General features: G+C 62.4%; 22 protein-coding genes. 7 read left to right on the top strand and 15 right to left on the bottom strand.

The genetic code is table 11. The features are described 5' to 3' along the window. Positions 1–19: 19 nt before the first annotated feature. Complete coding sequence (locus tag J2T55_RS11040; protein WP_259056670.1) at positions 20–391, top strand: hypothetical protein; 372 nt, start codon at positions 20–22, stop codon at positions 389–391. A gap of 16 nt (positions 392–407) precedes the next feature. Here J2T55_RS11040 and J2T55_RS11035 read toward each other — a convergent pair whose 3' ends face one another. From J2T55_RS11035 to ruvB, 11 genes are all read right to left on the bottom strand, one after another. Further along, positions 408–1,034, bottom strand: a complete 627-nt coding sequence (locus J2T55_RS11035; protein ID WP_259056667.1) for a LysE family translocator — start codon at positions 1,032–1,034, stop codon at positions 408–410. Positions 1,035–1,117: 83 nt separating this feature from the next. Continuing rightward, positions 1,118–1,810 (bottom strand): 7-cyano-7-deazaguanine synthase QueC, encoded by a 693-nt coding sequence (gene queC, locus J2T55_RS11030; protein WP_259056664.1) that lies wholly within the window; start codon positions 1,808–1,810, stop codon positions 1,118–1,120. Further along, positions 1,794–2,483, bottom strand: a complete 690-nt coding sequence (gene queE, locus J2T55_RS11025) for a 7-carboxy-7-deazaguanine synthase QueE (RefSeq protein WP_259056663.1) — start codon at positions 2,481–2,483, stop codon at positions 1,794–1,796. The genes queC and queE overlap by 17 nt, the downstream gene beginning before the upstream one ends. A gap of 29 nt (positions 2,484–2,512) precedes the next feature. After that, complete coding sequence (ybgF, locus tag J2T55_RS11020; RefSeq protein WP_259056661.1) at positions 2,513–3,331, bottom strand: tol-pal system protein YbgF; 819 nt, start codon at positions 3,329–3,331, stop codon at positions 2,513–2,515. Then, positions 3,331–3,879, bottom strand: a complete 549-nt coding sequence (gene pal, locus J2T55_RS11015) for a peptidoglycan-associated lipoprotein Pal (RefSeq protein ID WP_259056659.1) — start codon at positions 3,877–3,879, stop codon at positions 3,331–3,333. The genes ybgF and pal overlap by 1 nt, the downstream gene beginning before the upstream one ends. A 340-nt stretch (positions 3,880–4,219) precedes the next feature. Next, on the bottom strand, positions 4,220–5,521 hold the full coding sequence (gene tolB, locus J2T55_RS11010; RefSeq protein ID WP_259056657.1) for a Tol-Pal system beta propeller repeat protein TolB: 1,302 nt from the start codon (positions 5,519–5,521) through the stop codon (positions 4,220–4,222). 11 nt (positions 5,522–5,532) lie between these two features. Then, a complete protein-coding gene (gene tolA / locus J2T55_RS11005) occupies positions 5,533–6,594 on the bottom strand; it encodes a cell envelope integrity protein TolA (RefSeq protein ID WP_259056655.1) in 1,062 nt (353 codons plus the stop codon). A gap of 17 nt (positions 6,595–6,611) precedes the next feature. Continuing rightward, complete coding sequence (gene tolR / locus J2T55_RS11000; protein WP_259056654.1) at positions 6,612–7,046, bottom strand: protein TolR; 435 nt, start codon at positions 7,044–7,046, stop codon at positions 6,612–6,614. A 6-nt stretch (positions 7,047–7,052) separates the two neighbouring features. Then, the gene (gene tolQ / locus J2T55_RS10995) at positions 7,053–7,730 is read right to left on the bottom strand and encodes a protein TolQ (protein WP_259056652.1); all 678 of its coding nucleotides are present in this window, start codon (positions 7,728–7,730) and stop codon (positions 7,053–7,055) included. Beyond that, positions 7,720–8,136, bottom strand: a complete 417-nt coding sequence (ybgC, locus tag J2T55_RS10990; protein ID WP_407660082.1) for a tol-pal system-associated acyl-CoA thioesterase — start codon at positions 8,134–8,136, stop codon at positions 7,720–7,722. Before ybgC ends, tolQ begins: the two co-directional genes overlap by 11 nt. A 32-nt stretch (positions 8,137–8,168) precedes the next feature. Beyond that, positions 8,169–9,215 (bottom strand): Holliday junction branch migration DNA helicase RuvB, encoded by a 1,047-nt coding sequence (ruvB, locus tag J2T55_RS10985; RefSeq protein ID WP_259056637.1) that lies wholly within the window; start codon positions 9,213–9,215, stop codon positions 8,169–8,171. 38 nt (positions 9,216–9,253) lie between these two features. Here ruvB and J2T55_RS10980 point away from each other — a divergent pair, with 38 nt between their 5' ends. Both J2T55_RS10980 and J2T55_RS10975 read left to right on the top strand, forming a co-directional pair. Beyond that, entirely contained in the window at positions 9,254–9,469 is a 216-nt protein-coding gene (locus J2T55_RS10980; RefSeq protein WP_259056634.1) for a hypothetical protein, read from the top strand. A gap of 120 nt (positions 9,470–9,589) precedes the next feature. Further along, positions 9,590–10,111 (top strand): type 1 glutamine amidotransferase domain-containing protein, encoded by a 522-nt coding sequence (locus J2T55_RS10975; RefSeq protein ID WP_259056625.1) that lies wholly within the window; start codon positions 9,590–9,592, stop codon positions 10,109–10,111. 522 nt (positions 10,112–10,633) lie between these two features. Here the strand turns inward: J2T55_RS10975 and ruvA are convergent. The 4 genes from ruvA to J2T55_RS10955 all read right to left on the bottom strand — a co-directional run bounded on the left by ruvA (position 10,634) and on the right by J2T55_RS10955 (position 13,433). Then, entirely contained in the window at positions 10,634–11,230 is a 597-nt protein-coding gene (gene ruvA / locus J2T55_RS10970) for a Holliday junction branch migration protein RuvA (protein ID WP_259056622.1), read from the bottom strand. After that, positions 11,227–11,742: a crossover junction endodeoxyribonuclease RuvC gene (gene ruvC, locus J2T55_RS10965; RefSeq protein ID WP_259056616.1), complete on the bottom strand. Its 516-nt coding sequence runs from the start codon at positions 11,740–11,742 to the stop codon at positions 11,227–11,229. Before ruvC ends, ruvA begins: the two co-directional genes overlap by 4 nt. 93 nt (positions 11,743–11,835) lie before the next feature. Further along, complete coding sequence (locus J2T55_RS10960) at positions 11,836–12,582, bottom strand: YebC/PmpR family DNA-binding transcriptional regulator (RefSeq protein ID WP_259056613.1); 747 nt, start codon at positions 12,580–12,582, stop codon at positions 11,836–11,838. A 167-nt stretch (positions 12,583–12,749) separates the two neighbouring features. Next, positions 12,750–13,433, bottom strand: coding sequence for an esterase/lipase family protein (locus tag J2T55_RS10955; RefSeq protein WP_259056606.1), 684 nt, complete (start codon positions 13,431–13,433; stop codon positions 12,750–12,752). A gap of 403 nt (positions 13,434–13,836) precedes the next feature. Here J2T55_RS10955 and J2T55_RS10950 point away from each other — a divergent pair, with 403 nt between their 5' ends. From J2T55_RS10950 to J2T55_RS10935, 4 genes are read left to right on the top strand one after another with little or no spacing between them, the layout of a single operon-like run. Further along, positions 13,837–14,103, top strand: coding sequence for a DUF3306 domain-containing protein (locus tag J2T55_RS10950; RefSeq protein ID WP_259056605.1), 267 nt, complete (start codon positions 13,837–13,839; stop codon positions 14,101–14,103). Continuing rightward, entirely contained in the window at positions 14,100–15,752 is a 1,653-nt protein-coding gene (locus J2T55_RS10945; protein ID WP_259056604.1) for a 4Fe-4S binding protein, read from the top strand. Before J2T55_RS10950 ends, J2T55_RS10945 begins: the two co-directional genes overlap by 4 nt. Then, positions 15,749–16,378 carry a TorD/DmsD family molecular chaperone gene (locus J2T55_RS10940; RefSeq protein ID WP_259056593.1) on the top strand — a complete coding sequence of 210 codons (630 nt, stop codon included), beginning with the start codon at positions 15,749–15,751 and terminating at the stop codon, positions 16,376–16,378. The genes J2T55_RS10945 and J2T55_RS10940 overlap by 4 nt, the downstream gene beginning before the upstream one ends. Continuing rightward, the gene (locus J2T55_RS10935; RefSeq protein WP_259056584.1) at positions 16,365–16,574 is read left to right on the top strand and encodes a formate dehydrogenase; all 210 of its coding nucleotides are present in this window, start codon (positions 16,365–16,367) and stop codon (positions 16,572–16,574) included. Before J2T55_RS10940 ends, J2T55_RS10935 begins: the two co-directional genes overlap by 14 nt. Positions 16,575–16,577: the final 3 nt, after the last annotated feature.

Genomic DNA, 16,577 nt, shown 5'->3' with positions numbered 1-16,577 from the left:
TAAAAAGCCGGATGACAATATGACCCGCAAACAGAAACGATTCCGAATTGTCATGCCCGTATTGCAGTTTCTGCTCGGTACGCTTGCTACCTTCTTTCTTCTGGTTGGCCTGATGAATGAAATGGATGGCCTGATCCTGCTGGTAGCGCTTGCGGGCGCATTCATCAATCTGCTGATATCGACCCTGAGCGCGCGCCGCGATCTGTATGCCGGTCTTTATGCGGCACTGGCTTTCGGTGGTGCGGCGTTGCTGATGTCGTTGTTGAGCCTGGGTGATGTGATCATGTCGGCGAATGCCAGACCGTTGCTGTTCTGGCTGCTGGTGGCGATGGTAGCCGTCGTGCCCGGCATGGCCGGTGTCTGGGGCGTGTTCATGCTGGCACGCCGCTAGCGCGGCGGATCCCCGTTCACAGCGAGTTCGTCAGCAGAATGAATACGCCCGAGATGATAAGCAGGATCGCCGCAATGCGCTTGATGACGCTGCCGTGTTCCGGCCGACAAACGTTGCCGGCACGTGCCCCGAGCCACGCGTATACCAGCTTGACGCCGCCAACCGCCGTGCCACTGGTGGCCATTATCAGGATGATCTGGGCTGGCGTCAGCGTCGCGAGATCGATAAAGGCTGGGAGGAAACCGAGGTAGAACAGGATCGCTTTCTGATCGGCCAGAGTGATGAGCAGGCCGGCCGTGAAACTGGCCAGTAGTGAAGCACTGCCATCTTGCTTGTCGGCATGCCTTGCCGCCTGCAGACGTGTTGTTGTTACCCACAGACAGATGCCGAGCCCGATAAGCAGTACGGCACCCAGATAGTTCATGACAGAAAGCGCCGGGCCGAGCGTTTCCACCAGCAGCGTCAGGCCGAGTATCGCCAGCAGGATATACAGGAGATCGCCGGCAACGACCCCCAACGTGGTTACCGCTCCGTGCACAAAGCCGGCACCCGCCGCTCGTGCCGAGATGGTCACGACGCTGGCGCCTGGCACCGCGGCGAGTAACGCCATGATGATGAATAGAGCCGTCAGATTTGAAAGCACGATACGGCCCGTTCAGACCCCGGCTGCCGCGAACTGCGACCCGGGACGTGGAAATGCGCTCTTCACGAATACCTGCCCGGCGCTTACTGGTAACGGGTGGGGTCGGGAATGCCGGCCGACCTGAATCCTTCGACACGAAAATGGCAGGAGTCGCAATTGCCGCAGGCGCGCCCCTCGGCATCAGCCTGGTAGCACGACACCGTTAGCGCATAATCGACGCCAAGCGCCACACCCCGGCGAATGATGTCTGCCTTGCTGAGGTCGATGAGCGGCGCATGCAGTCGCAATGTTTCGCCTTCAACCGCTCGTTTGGTCGCGAGATTGGCTAGCGTTTCATAAGCGTGGATGTATTCCGGCCGACAGTCGGGATAGCCGGAATAATCGACAGCGTTGACGCCGATGAAAATATCGTTGGCACCGAGCACCTCGGCCCAGCCCAGCGCGTAGGAAAGAAAGATCGTGTTGCGTGCCGGTACATAGGTGATCGGTATACCGTCGCCGCCGTGTGCCGGCACCGCGAGTGCGTCGTCGGTCAGGGCCGAGCCGCCGAACTGGCGCAGGTCCATGGTGATGACACGGTGCTCACGGGCGTTGCAATGATCGGCGACGTGCCCGGCTGCCTTGAGTTCCGGACCATGCCGCTGGCCATAGTCGAAACTCAGTGCGTAACAGTCGAAGTGCTCGGCGCCGGCCATGGCCAGTGTGGTGGCGGAGTCCAGCCCACCGGACAGCAATACGACCGCGCGGCGATTGTGCCCGTCAGTGGCCAGGCCCATCACCCCACAGGTATTTATGCAGCTGCAGTTGCAGTCTGACCGGCAGGCGATCCGCCAGTATCCAGTCAGCGAGTACCCGCGGTGACAACTGTTCGTGGCTGGGTGACAGTAGCACCTGGCAAATCCGATCCAGGCAGCGACCGGCGATCTGCTCGCGTGCCCAGTCGTAATCGCCGCGGTCGCAAATCACGAACTTGATCTGATCGCTGGCGCCGAGCTGTTCGAGGTTGCCATACAGGTTTCGATCCGACTCGCCGGAAGCGGGCGTTTTCAGATCGAGCACCTTCATCACACGCGTATCCACCGCGGCAATATCCATGGCGCCGCTGGTTTCCAGCGATACCTGGTAGCCGGCATCGCATAGTGCCGTAAGCAGGCTCAGGCAGGCACGCTGTGCCAGTGGCTCGCCGCCGGTCACGCAAACATGTGGCGTCCGGTAGTCGCGGACCTGGTCGATCACGCCCGCGACCGAGTGTTTGTCGCCGTCGTGAAACGCATACTCGGTATCGCAGTAATGGCAGCGCAGCGGACAGCCGGTGAGCCGGATGAACACGGTCGGCAGCCCCGCCTTGATACTCTCACCCTGAAGCGACAGGAAAATCTCGTTGACGCGCAGCTGCGCGGCGTTCAGATCCGGCAGCGGCTGGGTGGTGGTAAGTGTTGAGGCTGTCATCGTGCATGAAGTCGCGGTAGCGACAGGGATTACAGCTGTTGCAGACGGTCCCGGGCGAGACTGGCTGCAGTGGTTTCCGGGTAACGCTCGCGAAGATCCTGCAGCGTGTTACGTGCCTGTTCCTTGTTGCCCAGTTCCTGCTGACTGTAGCCCAGCTTGAGCAGTGCATCGGGTACCTTTGCGCTGTCCGAATAATCATCCAGCACGCGCTGGTAGGCGGCGATGGCCTGTTCGAAGTCGCGATTGACGTAGTGCGCCTCGCCCAGCCAGTAACCGGCATTGCCGGCGTATTCGCTGTCCGGGTGGTTGTCGAGGAATTGCTCGAACGCCTTGATCGAATCGTCATAGCGGCCGGCCTTCAGCATGTCGAAGGCGGCGTCATAGTCGGCCCGGGCATCGTCGCTGCCGGTGGGGACGTCGCTGGCGGCGTCACTATCAGCAGCGTCACTGTCATCGGCGGCCAGGCTGTCATCGACACGGAAGTCATCGCTGAACTGATCCTCGCCGCCAGCGCCACGTTCGCTGCCGTCCTCTATGGTCTGCAGACGTTCGTCAACGTCGGCATAGAGTTCTTTCTGACGCTGGCGCATCTCCTCGATCAGATGCTGCTGGCTCTCCAGCTGGCCACGCAGGCTCTGCACCTGCTCCTCCAGGCTTTGTACCTCGTTGTAGAGATCCAGCAGGCTCTGATTGTTCAGCGTGCGTTCGATGCGTTCCAGCCGTTCGACCACATCCTCGGAAACCGGCGAAACGACGGGTGCGGCATTGCCGGCCGCTGCAACGCCCGGCAGGGCGAGGCAGACGACCGGCAACCACCATACGGATTTATACAGACCGGATGACATCATCAATATACGATGTCGACGCGACGGTTCAGGCGCCAGGCTTCCTCGTCATGGCCATCGGCCACCGGGCGTTCCTCACCGTAGCTGACGACCTTGATCTGGCCGGCGGAGGCACCCAGCAGGACCATCTGGCGCTTGACCGACTCGGCACGGCGCTCACCCAGCGCGAGGTTGTATTCGCGTGAGCCGCGCTCGTCGGTATTGCCTTCCAGGGTGACCCGCGTATCCGAGTTTTGGGCCAAGTATTCGGCATGGGCCTCGATGATCGGCCGGTACTCGGAACGGATCTCGCTGCTGTCATAGTCGAAATAGATACTGCGTTGCGACAGCGGGCTGGACGGATCGTCGAGGGCGTCGCCGCTGAACTTGCCGGCTTCGCCCGCACCGCTGGCCGAGGCGCCGCCTTCGGCGTCACCGTCCATGCTTTCGCCGCTGTCGGTACCGTCAACAACTTCGGCGGAGCGTTCGTCCTTTTCCTGGGTGCCGCCACAGCCGGCGACAAGCGCGATAACCAACAGCAGCAACAGATGTCTGACTTGCAAAGATTTCATTGTGAACTTCTCCTGAGAAGGTTCGTTAAATCAAAATGTCCTGCTACAACATTTTCGGGTCATAACCGGTCCGCGATTGCCCTGCATTCCGGTCGTTAAACGACATTCAATCCGTACCTGCCCTGCCGGTTGCGTACGTCTGTCGGTGTCTTGCCGTGGCCTTGAACCTGTTGCCGGGATGCCCCGGCTTCGCCGTGCAAACAAACAGCGACGCGGTGGTGCCGCCACCATGCCCGCTGGACGCTCGCTGCTTTGCAACATCAAGCATAGCACCCCTGACCAGTCCGGTTGAATATGTCTGTACAAAGTCTGTCGAGGCGGTCTCGTAATGACCCCGCTATCAGTCCTGGAACGGTCCCCAGTCCGGTTCGCGTACATCGCCGCGGGTGGCCTCGAGCTTCTGCTTGACCTGGCCGTCGACCGAAACCGCAGCCAGCGCGCCGCTTTCACCCACCGTGGTCGCATAGATGATCATGCCGCTGTTCGGGGCAAAGCTCGGCGATTCGTCGAGGCTGCCGTCCGTCAGCACCTGCGAGCGGCCGCTGTCCAGATCCTGGACGGCGATGCGATAGCCGTCGCCGCCGCGCACCATTGCCAGCTTTTCGCCATCCGGCGACAGCGCCGGCCGGGCGTTATAGCCGCCGTCGAAGGTCACCCGCTTTGGCGTGCCGCCACTGGCGGCAACTTTGTAAATCTGCGGGCTGCCGCCGCGATCCGAGGTGAAGTACAGCATGTCGCCATCTGCAGACCAGGCGGCCTCGGTATCGATCGACGAGCTGTTGGTCACCCGCTGCAGGCGGTCGCTGTCGATGTCCATCACGTAAATGTCCGGGCTGCCGTCCTTGGATAGCGTCATGGCCAGTTTGTTGCCGTCCGGCGACCAGGCCGGTGCGCTGTTGATGCCGGAATGACTTGCAACCTCCTTGCGCTGGCCGGAATAGACGTTCTGGATGTAAACGGCCGAGTTGCGGCCTTCAAACGAAACATAGGCGAGACGCCGGCCGTCCGGCGACCAGCGCGGCGACATCAGCGGTTCCGGCGAGGTCAGCAGGACCTGGGCGCCATGGCCGTCGGCATCGGCGATTTCGAGCTTGTGGACTTTTTTATCGTTCTTTTTGTTGACGGTGATATAGGCGATTCGGGTGGCGAAAGCGCCGCGGTTACCGGTCAGCTCTTCATAGATGATGTCGGCCACCTGGTGGGCGGTATAGCGCAGCTGCTCCTTGCGCGTGCGGATGCTGTAACCGGCGACCTGGCTGCCGCGATAAACATCGACCAGTCGGAAGCTAACTTCAAAGCCGCCATCGTCACGTTGTTTCAGCTCGCCAACGACGACATGCTCCATGCCGAGCCGGCGCCAGTCGGCAAAGTTGATGGCATCGAACGACGTCGGTTTGGCCGGCATGTCGGCCGGCGGCAGGGCGTTGAAGTGGCCGCTGCGCGCCAGGTCCTGGCGAATGACCTCGGCGACATCCGTGGGCGGCATGGCGGCCGACTGGTTCCAGCCAAACGGCACGATGGCAATCGGCAGCGCGTTTTCCACACCCTCGTCGATGACGATTTCAAAAGCCGACGCTGTCTTGCTCAGCATAAGCCCGAGAAAGATAACGGTGATGGTGAGTGCTGATCGAATTGGTTTCATAACGGCTGATCCTAGTTGGCATCCGGATGGGTAAAACGGAAATTGAACTGCCGGAAGCCGAGACGCTGGAAAGTGTCGTTGTCTTCCGGTACCCGTAATGGTGATGATTTCTCCACCGCGACCACGGCGCGCTGGTCGAACAGGCTGTTACCGCTGGAATTGACAACCGCGACATTAAGCACATCGCCGTTGGGTGCCAGGCGTACCTGCAGCACGGCCTCAAGCCCGGTGGACATGCCCTGCTTGTTGAAATTCGCGGCAACCTGGCGCTTGATAATGCCAGTATAGCGCGCCAGCAGTGAGCGATCCTGTTCTGCCTGGCGCGCTGACTGTTCGGCTGCAAGCTGCTCCTGCAGGGCCTGCTCGGCACGTGCGCGTTCCTCCGCCTCGCGCTTTTTGCGGGCTTCTTCCTCCTGGCGCTTGCGTTCTTCCTCGGCCTTGCGTTTGCGCTCTTCCTCCGCCTCGCGTTTCTTGCGCGCCTCTTCCTCCTGGCGCTTGTGTTCCTCTTCGGCCTCGCGCTTCTTGCGTTCTTCTTCGGCCTTGCGTTTTTCCTCTTCACGCTGGCGCTCAAGCTCGGCCTGACGTTCCTGCTCTTTCTTGCGCTGGCGCTCGAGTTCCTTCTGGCGTTCGCGTTCTTCCTGCAGGCGCTGCTCTTCTTCCTGGCGCTGCTGTTCGAGCTTTTCCTGTTCCTTTCTCAGCTGTTCGAGCCGTTCCTGCTCGGCCTGGCGTTCCTGCTCACGCTGCTTCTGCTGTTTTTCGAGTTCGGCCAGTCGTTCCTGCTCGGCTTCGCGTTCCTGGCGTTCCTGCTCGGCCTGGCGCTCGGCTTCTTCCTGGCGCTGTTGCTCAAGCTCGGCTTCCTGGCGCTCGCGCTCCTCTACAGGTTCCTGTTCCTGTTCGACGGGCTGCTCTTCCACGGCGACGGCGTTGATGACATTGCCACTGCCGGGCGGTGACGGTGGTGCCTCGACATTAAGGTCCAGCCCGACCAGCAATAGTCCGAGCAGCACGACGTGCATGATCACGGACAGGCCGAAGGAACGGAATTTGTCGAACCAGCTACCGCGCATCGCCATTAATTATCGGTCCACGATCAATTATCGGTGTTCGCGGGATCGGTGAGCATGCCGACATTGGGTACGCCGGCTTTTTGCAGCAGCGCCATGGCGGTGACCACCCGGCCATAGGGCACGTCCTTGTCGCCCTTGATGTAGACCGGTTGCTCGGGATTGTTGCGGATGAACGCGGCGACCCGGTTAACCAGAACGTCAGGCTCGACCGGTTCGTCGGGATTCTCGCCGGAGTCGACATAGTAGCGGCCCTCGCGATCAACACTGACCACCACCGGCTCGTTGTCGCGGTTCTGTATGGGTTCGGCGTCGGCCTGCGGCAGGCTGACGTTGACGCCCTGCGTCAGTAGCGGTGCCGTCACCATGAAGATGATCAACAGGACCAGCATGACGTCGATATACGGCACGACGTTGATCTCGGCCATCTGCTTCTTGCGTTTGCGGTCGCGGTTCAGCATAACGGCTTACTTGTGATAGGCGTAGCGGTGCAGAATGGATGAGAACTCGTCCACGAATGTGTCGTAACGGTTGATCAAACGTTCGACGTCGTTGGAGAAGCGGTTGTAGGCGATTACCGCCGGGATCGCCGCGAACAGGCCCATGGCGGTGGCAATCAGCGCCTCGGAAATGCCCGGTGCGACCATGGAAATGGTTGCTTGCTGGACCTGGCCGAGCGCGCGAAAACTGTTCATGATGCCCCAGACGGTACCGAACAGACCGATGTAGGGGCTGGTCGAGCCGACCGTCGCCAGAAACGACAAGTTGGTCTCAAGGTAATCGATTTCGCGATTCAGCGTGATGCGCATGCCGCGCTGGGCGCCCTCGAGTACCGCCGCCGGACTGATGCCTTCCTGCTTGCGCAGGCGGGCGAACTCCTTGAAGCCGGCCTCGAAGATCTTTTCCATGCCGGAGAGCTTGTGCCGGCTGCCGCTGATGCGGCTGTACAGTGGCCCCAGATCCTCGGCGGCCCAGAAGCGCTCCTCGAAATTGTCCGCATCGCGGTTGGCGCGTTTCAGCATGAGCCGCTTGCTGAAGATCATTGACCACGATACCACCGAGGCGAGCACCAGCATCAACATGACCAGCTGTACAACCAGGCTGGCTTCAAGAATCAGATGGGTATAGGACAGATCAGCCGACATGGCTTAGCTCCGAAAACAGGTGTTTGGGAATGGGGCGAGGCCTGAGCGTCTCGGCATCGATACAGGCGATGCGAATGTTGCCCTCGCACAGTGTCTCGCCGGTTTTTTCGTTCTTGATTGTTTGTTTAATAGCCACACTGGCGCCGCGATATTCTCTTATATTGACGCTGACATCCAGCAAGTCGTTGAAACGCGCCGGTTGAATATATTCAAGGGCGGCGCTACGCACGATGAAAATCACGCCCTCGGCACGCAGCACGTCCTGCTCGTGGCCGAGGCTGCGCAGCCACTCGGTGCGGGCACGCTCCATGAAGCGCAGATAATTGGCGTGATACACCACGCCGCCGGCGTCGGTGTCCTCGTAATAGACACGAACAGGCCAGTGAAATTCAGTCGTCATGGGCAGGTTTCATCGTGACGTGTGTCTCAACATCGACATCAGTCCGGGCCATCCGCAAACAGATCCGGTTCGGTGGGGGGCTGTTCCGGTGCATCGAGACCGAAGTGCAGCCAGGCATTGCGGGTGACAATGCGACCGCGCGGTGTGCGCATCATGAAACCCTGTTGGATAAGGAATGGCTCGATCACGTCTTCAATCGTGTCGCGCTCCTCGCCGATCGCCGCCGCCAGGCTGTCGACGCCGACCGGGCCGCCGTCGAATTTCTGCATGATCGCCAGTAACAGCTTGCGGTCCATCATGTCGAAGCCGTGGGTGTCGACGTTGAGCATGTCCAGCGCCCGCTCGGCGATATCGGCGCCGATACGGCCGTCCGCCTTGACCTGGGCGAAGTCGCGCACGCGCCGCAGCAGGCGGTTGGCAATTCGCGGCGTGCCGCGCGAGCGACTGGCGATCTCGCCGGCGCCGGCGCTGTCGATGTCAGCATGGAGCAACTGCGCCGAGCGCGTGACGATGCTGGCCAGGTCGTCGCGGCCGTAGAATTCCAGGCGCTGGACGATACCGAAGCGATCGCGCAGCGGCGAGGTGAGCAGGCCGGCGCGGGTGGTCGCGCCGACCAGTGTGAACGCCGGCACGTCGAGCTTGATGGCGCGCGCTGCCGGTCCCTCGCCGATCATGATGTCGATCTGGAAGTCTTCCATTGCCGGGTACAGTACCTCCTCGACCACCGGGCTGAGGCGATGCATCTCGTCGATAAACAGCACGTCATGCGGTTCCAGATTTGTCAGCAACGCCGCCAGGTCGCCGGGTTTCTCCAGTACCGGCCCGGATGTCTGGCGCAGGTTGACGCCGAGCTCGTTGGCGATGATGTGCGCCAGCGTGGTCTTGCCCAGACCCGGCGGTCCGAAGATCAGAACGTGGTCCAGCGATTCACGCCGTTGGCGAGCCGCGCCGATGAAGATTTCCATCTGCTCGCGCACCGCCGGCTGGCCGACGTAATCGGCGAGCTGCTTCGGCCGCAGCGCCCGATCGGCGGCGGAATCCTCGGCACTACTGTCTGCTGAAATGATCGGGTTGTTGTCAGCCATCGGGAACCATTAACGGGTCATTGTTGGTATGCCCGTGCTTGAATACCGTTGCGCGCGGCGAGTGGTCGCCTATTGTCCTTGTATCCGTGTACGGTCGCAATCATGCAGCGGCGAAAATCGTGAGTTTATCGGTATTTTGCGGCAACATTCTGACCGAATCTGGCAATGCTCTGGCAAGATTGTCGGGCGCGCCGCCTTATATCTGCTTTTCGGGTTGCTTAGTCGCCGGATTGCGGCTGTTTGCCGATATTTGATGCTATTCCGAAAATACCGGCAGGCGCTGCGATGGCGCGCGGAACTCGCGCTCGACCGTGGCACCCGAAGGGGCGTAATGTGGTTTCATCGATTAATCAAGTAAGCACAAGGAGGACACCATGCTGCTGAACGGCAAGAAAGTCGCCATCCTGGTCGAAGACAATTACGAGCCGCGTGAGCTCTGGGTACCCTACTATCGGCTACAGGAAGAGGGCGCCGAGGTGCAGATCCTGGGTACCGGCAAGGAGGCTTATACGTCCAAGGGCGGCGTTACCGCCAAACCGGACATGAACGTCGCCGACGCCAGCAGCGAGGAATTTCACGGCGTCATTATCCCCGGCGGCTATGCCCCGGATGACATGCGCACCCACCAGCCACTGCTCGATTTCGTGCGCGTGCTGTTCGAGGAAAAGCGGCCGGTGGGCTTCATCTGCCACGCCGGCTGGGTCGCGATCTCCGCCGGCATCGTCAAGGGCAAGCGCTGCACCTCGTTCTGGTCGATCAAGGACGACATGATCAACGCCGGTGCCGAATGGCTGGACGAGGCCTGTGTACGCGATGACAACTTGATTTCCAGCCGCGTGCCGAAGGACCTGCCGGAGTTCAACCGCATCTTCATTGCGGCATTGTCGGGCGAGTGAATGACGGACCGCGAATGAACGCCAATAAACGCGAATGAATAGCGTGATTCAAGGAGTTTGATACCCGCCAGATTGCCGCCTTGGCTCTGCAAATGGTGCTTTCCTGTGTTGCTCCGGTGGTTTTGCCGGGAGGATCGCCGTCATTCCCGCGCAAGCGGGAATCCAGCAGCTGTCTGCCGCTTGGACATGGCATAAGCCTCCTGACCGGGTCTTGCATTTGCGTTCTTCGCGTTCATTCGCGGACTTCGTTTAGCCGAAGCCTTCAGTGCCGCCCGCTGGGTGGGTTAATTGGGTGGGTTAATAATGGACCGCGAATGAACGCGAAGGACGCGAATACAGCCATTAAAGCGGTCTGAATAGGTCCGGGGCTTACGAACAGGGGCTTGCCGGTTCCAGGGCTTATCTCGTGGTGATGCTGGTGAAAGACTGCACGCCGGTATGCAGTGAGCAATGACGCGGGCAAACCATCAATGTCCGCCTATAAATCTTTATTTGCGTTAATTGGCGTTAATTGGCGGTCCATCATTTAACGGAAGCCTTCAAGGCCGCCTTGATCAATGCCTCGCTGCTCATGCCGGGTTCGGCCACCGCATAGACGTACTTGCTCGCTTCCTGGGGTTTGTAGCCCAGCGCGATCAGGGCGCTGATGGCGTCGTTGCTGGTGTCGTCGCTGGTGCCGCCGGCCGGGCTGCCGGCGCTGGCGGTTGCCGGCTGCCAGTCCTTGAGCCGGTCGCGCATTTCCATGATCAGCCGCTCGGCGGTCTTCTTGCCGACCCCCGGCAGCCGGGTCAGCGCACTGGCGTCGTTGTCGTGGACGACGCGGGCGAAGTCCTCCGCATCCATGCCCGACAGAATCGCCAGCGCCAGCCGCGCACCGACGCCGTTGACCTTCAGCAGGGTCCGGAACAGGCGGCGCTCGCGTTCGCTGCCGAAAGCGAACAACAGGTGCGCATCCTCGCGTACAACCAGGTGGGTAAACAGCGTGACCGTGCTGCCGGTTTCCGGCAGATCGTAAAAGGTCGTCATCGGTGCCTCGAGTTCATAGCCGACGCCGCCGACCTCTAGGAGCAGGTGCGGCGGCTGTTTCTCGACGATGACGCCGTGCAGGCGGCCGATCATGACACCCGTCCGGCCCGGCTCGTCCGGCCGGGGATGCGTTGCAGGCTGGCGCGCGTGTGCGCATGGCAGACGGCGACGGCGAGCGCGTCGGCGGCGTCGGCCTGGGGTGTCTCGCGCAAGTTGAGCAATATCTTCACCATGTGCTGAATCTGGGTCTTGGTGGCGTGGCCGCGGCCGACCAGTGCCTGCTTGATCTGGTTGGCGCTGTATTCATGCACCGCCACGTCCTGCAGGCTGGCGGCGACAATGGCCACGCCGCGCGCCTGGCCGAGCTTGATGGCCGAGTCGGCATTCTTGTTCATGAAAACGCGCTCGATTGCCGCCTCGGCGGGCGCGTGGCGGTCGATCGCCGCGCCCAACTCGCTGAATATACGCCGCAACCGCTCGCCCAGCTCGCCGTCACCGGCCTGGATTGCGCCGTGATCGACGTGGCGCAGATGGTTGCCCTCGCAGTCGATGATGCCGAAGCCGGTGATGCGCGAGCCGGGATCGATACCGACGACGCGGATCATAAACCGTGGGAGCGGATTATCATCCGCGATTGAAAGCATTGCTCAATAGACTCGAATATTGCCGGATTCTCGAAGCGTATAGGCATGACGGGTTCAGGCCTGCTCGGCCAGAACCTCGTCGGGCAGATCGGCGTTGGAATAGACGTTCTGCGTGTCATCCAGGTCGTCAAGCATGTCGAACAGCCGCAGAATCTTTTCGGCGTCATCCCGCTCGACGCGGACGTCGGTTGCCGCGCGCATGGTGACCTCGGCTGATTCCGGCTCCAGGCCGGCGTCCACCAGGCGGTTCTTGATGTCGAGCCACTCGTCCGGCCGCGTCAACACTTCCAGGGAGCCGTCGTCGTTGCTGACGATATCCTCGGCACCGGCCTCCATGGCCGCTTCCATGAGCCGGTCCTCGTCAACGCCGGCGGCGAAGTTGATCACGCCGATCTTGCTGAACAGGTAGGCGACCGAACCGTCGGTACCGAGATTGCCGCCGCACTTGTTGAAGGCATGACGCACGTCGGCGACGGTGCGATTGCGGTTATCGGTCATGCAGTCGACCATGACGGCGACGCCACCCGGCCCGTAGCCCTCGTAGCGGACTTCCTCGACCGGATCGATACCCTCTTCGCCGCTGCCGCGACGTACCGCGCGTTCCACCGTGTCCTTGGGCATATTGTTACCCAGCGCGCTGTCGATCGCGGCACGCAGGCGCGGGTTGGTGTCGGCATCGCCACCGCCCAGGCGCGCGGCGACTGTGATCTCGCGAATCAGCTTGGTAAACAGCTTGCCGCGCTTGGCGTCCTGCTTGCCCTTGCGGTGCTGAATGTTCGCCCACTTACTGTGTCCGGCCATTGGTTACTCTGGGGATTTCCGTTCAGGTTGATTTCCGAGTCGGAATTTTATCATGGGGCATGCCTGACGCGTATCTCGTACCTTGTATCTCGTATCTCGAAAAAGCGGCGCGTCAAACTAATGTGCCGTGAGCCGACCAGCACCGTGTAATCTGCCCCATGCCGGACTCACAGGCATGCAAAGCCATTATTCGCGTTTATTGGCGGATTGCCGCCTTGATGCTGGAAACGGCCTTCCCGGAGGAAGGTGGCGGTCTGTTCGGCGACCGTAGATGAAAACAGCAGACCGGTATGGGTCACCGGCAGGCACAGGTGATCGGTCATGCCGGGACACTCAGTTTCGCCGGCCGCCACCGTGCCGTCGTTGGGCTTGGCCAGGCCCGGCAGCAGGCGGCCGAGGCCTATCCCCAGCGTGCCGGCGATCGAGCCCAGCGGGTGCGAGCCGGTCCACGCCGGTGCGCCGCCTATGAGGCCCTGGTCGATGCTCATGCCGAGCAGCGGCAGCAGCGCGGCACGGTACATCAGCTGTGCGGTGTGGCTGGGCCGGTGCGGCGTGCCCAGGGTGACCACCCGGCCCGGCCGCTGCGGCTGGTAGTCGAACAGGTGGCGGATGACCAGGCCGCCGAGGCTGTGACCGACAAAGTGCAGCAACGGTGTATCGAAGCGCTCGGCGAATGCGGCCAGGCGTACAGCATTGTCGCGCGGTGTCCGCCGCAGACTGGCGTAGCGAAATACATGGCCTTCATAGCCCTGCGTCTGCAGCCGCCGCCGCAGCAATGTCATGTCGAATCCCGGCATCCATAAGCCGTGCACCAGTATTACCGGCTCGCGCGCGCCCGCTCTTGCGTTCATGGCGTTCAGCTAATCATGTCCTTCGGTTGACGGCAAATCGCTGCGACACAAGCTGGACAATCTATATCGATCGAATGGTGCGGGGTAAATGACGTAGGCGATGAAAAACGGCATGGCATTGCATGTTACGCCGCAACGCCCTAGAGTAAGTTTAAGGTAGCTAAAAAATTACTGTAGCCGAGCCCGCATCTTCCGCGTTGGCCCACGGGCGCTAAAGCCCGGACCGGCTAAAGACGGGGATGACAGGCTGATCAGCAGCCATTACCGGCACGGATTGTCGCGGCGCTGATCACACTCCGGTGGCCGACCGGTGCCATGCGAGTCTACAGAAAATGGCGGTTTGCCACGCCGCCCGCTGATCCACAGGACGCCGCCAGAGTGTCCGTTATGATGGAGAAACGCTGTGCTGAGTAAACTCAAACGCTGGTCGCGGCGCACACAGGACCCGGCGACGCCGGCCGACGCCTGTCCCGCGGTCGAAGACATCCAGGAAAATGACGACGTCAGCCGCTTCCTGTGTGCCGACGTCTCCGAAGACGTGCGTCGCCAGGCGCTGCGGACACTGTTCCACAAGCCCAAATTCAATCGCCGCGATGGTCTCGACGACTACGACGAGGACTATCGCCTGGTTCACACCGGCGCACGCATCGGGCCGAAGCGACAGGCATGAGCGCGGCACCGGACACGCTGATGGCGTCGGCGCCCGGCGCGGTCGAATACCGCTCCGCCGGCGATCTGCTGATCGTCGGGCCAGCCGACGCGGCGCTGGCCTGCGGCCGGCGGTTGGCGGCGACGCTCAACTGCAGCCTGCTGACCGACGGTGAGCCCGACCCGCGTGACACCGCCGAACCGCGACCGCCGCATATGCGTGGTCGACTGACAGAAGTAAGCGGTTACATGGGTGCCTTCGCGGTAAACGCACAGATCGGCGCCGAGGCCGCGGCCAGCAATGTCGCCGAGCGCTTCGGCCACGAGCGCCGTGAATTCGACCTGGTGCTGGACATCAGCACCGAGCCGCACCTGCGGCGCGAGGTCCTGCCGCCCGGCTACTACGCGCCGAGCGACAATGCCGCGCTGGAACGGGCGCTGGCGGAATTGCCGCAGATGCTCGGCGAGTTCGAAAAGCCGAAGTACTTTCTCTATGACGCGTCGATCTGCGCCCACGGCGACAGCGGCCAGCGCGGCTGCAGCCGTTGCCTCGACGTCTGCGCCGCCGAGGCGATCAGCTCGGCGGGCGACACGATCAGCATCGATCCGTATCTGTGCCAGGGTTGCGGCGCCTGTGCCACGGCCTGCCCGACCGGCGCGGTCAGCTACAACTACCCGGACCGCGTCAGCCTGGTCGATGACCTGCGCGGCGCGATCCAGCAGCACCGCAGCGACGGTCAGCCGCTGACCCTGCTGCTGCACGACCGCCCGGATCGGGCACCGGCCGCAGCCCCCGGCCTGCTGCCGTACGCTGTCGAGGACCTGGGTTCGGTCGGCCTGGAAGCGTGGCTGTCGGCGCTGGCCTTTGGCGCCGCGCGCGTGCTGCTGGCCGGCGGCCCGCAGCTGCCGCAGTGCACGCGCCAGGAGCTCAACCGCCAGCTTGACTACGCCCATACTATTCTCGCTGCGCTCGGCATCCCGACGGCCCGCCTTGCCGTGGTCGAGATCCATGAAAGCGACGATCTGCAGGCAACGCTGGCCGAGCCGCTCAACGAGCCCGACTGGCCGCTGGCCGGTTTTATAGGTCTCGCCAACAAGCGCGAGCAGTTGAACCTGGCCATCGATCACCTGTATCGCGGCTGCGGTCGGCCGGTCAGCGAGACCGCCCTGCCGGCCGGGGCGCCGTTCGGTGCGGTCGAGGTCGACGCCGATGCCTGCACGCTGTGCATGACCTGCGTCGGCGTCTGTCCGGCGAACGCCCTGGAAGCCGGCGGCGATCAGCCGGTCCTGAATTTCATCGAGGCCAATTGCGTGCAGTGCGGCCTGTGCGACGTTGCCTGCCCGGAAGATGCCGTCAGCCTCAAGCCGCGGCTGGTATTCGACCACGAGCAGGCGCGGACCCGCCGCAGCCTGCATGAAGCACAGGCCTTTGCCTGCACCAGCTGCGGCAAGCCGTTCGCCACGGCGAAGATGATCGAGACCATGCTCGGCCGGTTGACGGACCACTGGATGTTCCAGGACGAACGCGCCCGCCAGCGGTTGAAGATGTGCGAAGACTGTCGCGTGCGCGACGCACTGGCGGACGAGGCCGGCCTGCAGGCAGTGAGGGAAAGTCGTGTCTGGCCGCGTCGTGGCGAACAGCCCGGCGGCAAGGGGGGCGATCGATCATGAGCACACCGGAACCGCAGGAACTGCGCAGCCGTGTCTATGGCCTGCTCGGCCATCTGCTGGCGGGGCCGCCGTCGGCGGAACTGCTGCAACGCCTGGCCGCGGTCGAGACCGACAGCGCGGCTGACGAGCCGCTGCCGCGTGCCTGGCGCGGACTGTCTGCCGCCGCCCGCAGCGCCGATCCGGAAGCGCTGGACGACGAATACCACGCGCTGTTTATCGGTCTGGGGCGCGGTGAACTGGTGCCGTACGCGTCCTGGTATCTGACCGGGCTGCTGATGGAACAGCCGCTGGCCGATCTGCGCCGCGACCTGCAGCGCCTCGGCATCGAGCGCCGCATGGCAGTCAGCGAACCCGAGGACCACGCCGCCGCACTGTGCCAGGCGATGGCATTGCTGTGCGCCGATACCACCGAGATCGAGCCGCAGCAGGCGTTTGTCAGCCAGCACCTGGCGCCCTGGTTGGGTCGCTTCTTCAGCGATCTGCAGCAGGCGGAAACGGCGGACTTCTACCGCGCCGTCGCCGCGCTCGGCCTGGCCTTTCTCGAATTTGAACAGCAATTCCTGGCAATCGACAGTATTCCGACCCGCAGTCACAAGCGTGAGGGGCAATCGCATGAGCAAGCATGACCAGACCACACCGAACCGGCGCCGTTTCTTCGGCCGTGTTGCCACCGTCTTCGGCGCAATCGGCGCCGCGGCTGTCCTCCGGCCGCAGTCCGGCAAGGACACCGCGCCGGCGGCCGAGACACCGGCGCCCGCCGAAAAGCGCGGTTATGCCGAGACCGCACACGTGCGCAAGTATTACGACAAGGCCCGCTTCTAAACC

This window comes from Methylohalomonas lacus, from assembly GCF_024808875.1.
GTDB lineage: Bacteria > Pseudomonadota > Gammaproteobacteria > Methylohalomonadales > Methylohalomonadaceae > Methylohalomonas > Methylohalomonas lacus.
Note: the sequence above shows the minus strand (reverse complement) of the source record. Positions and strands in the feature narration are given on the sequence as shown.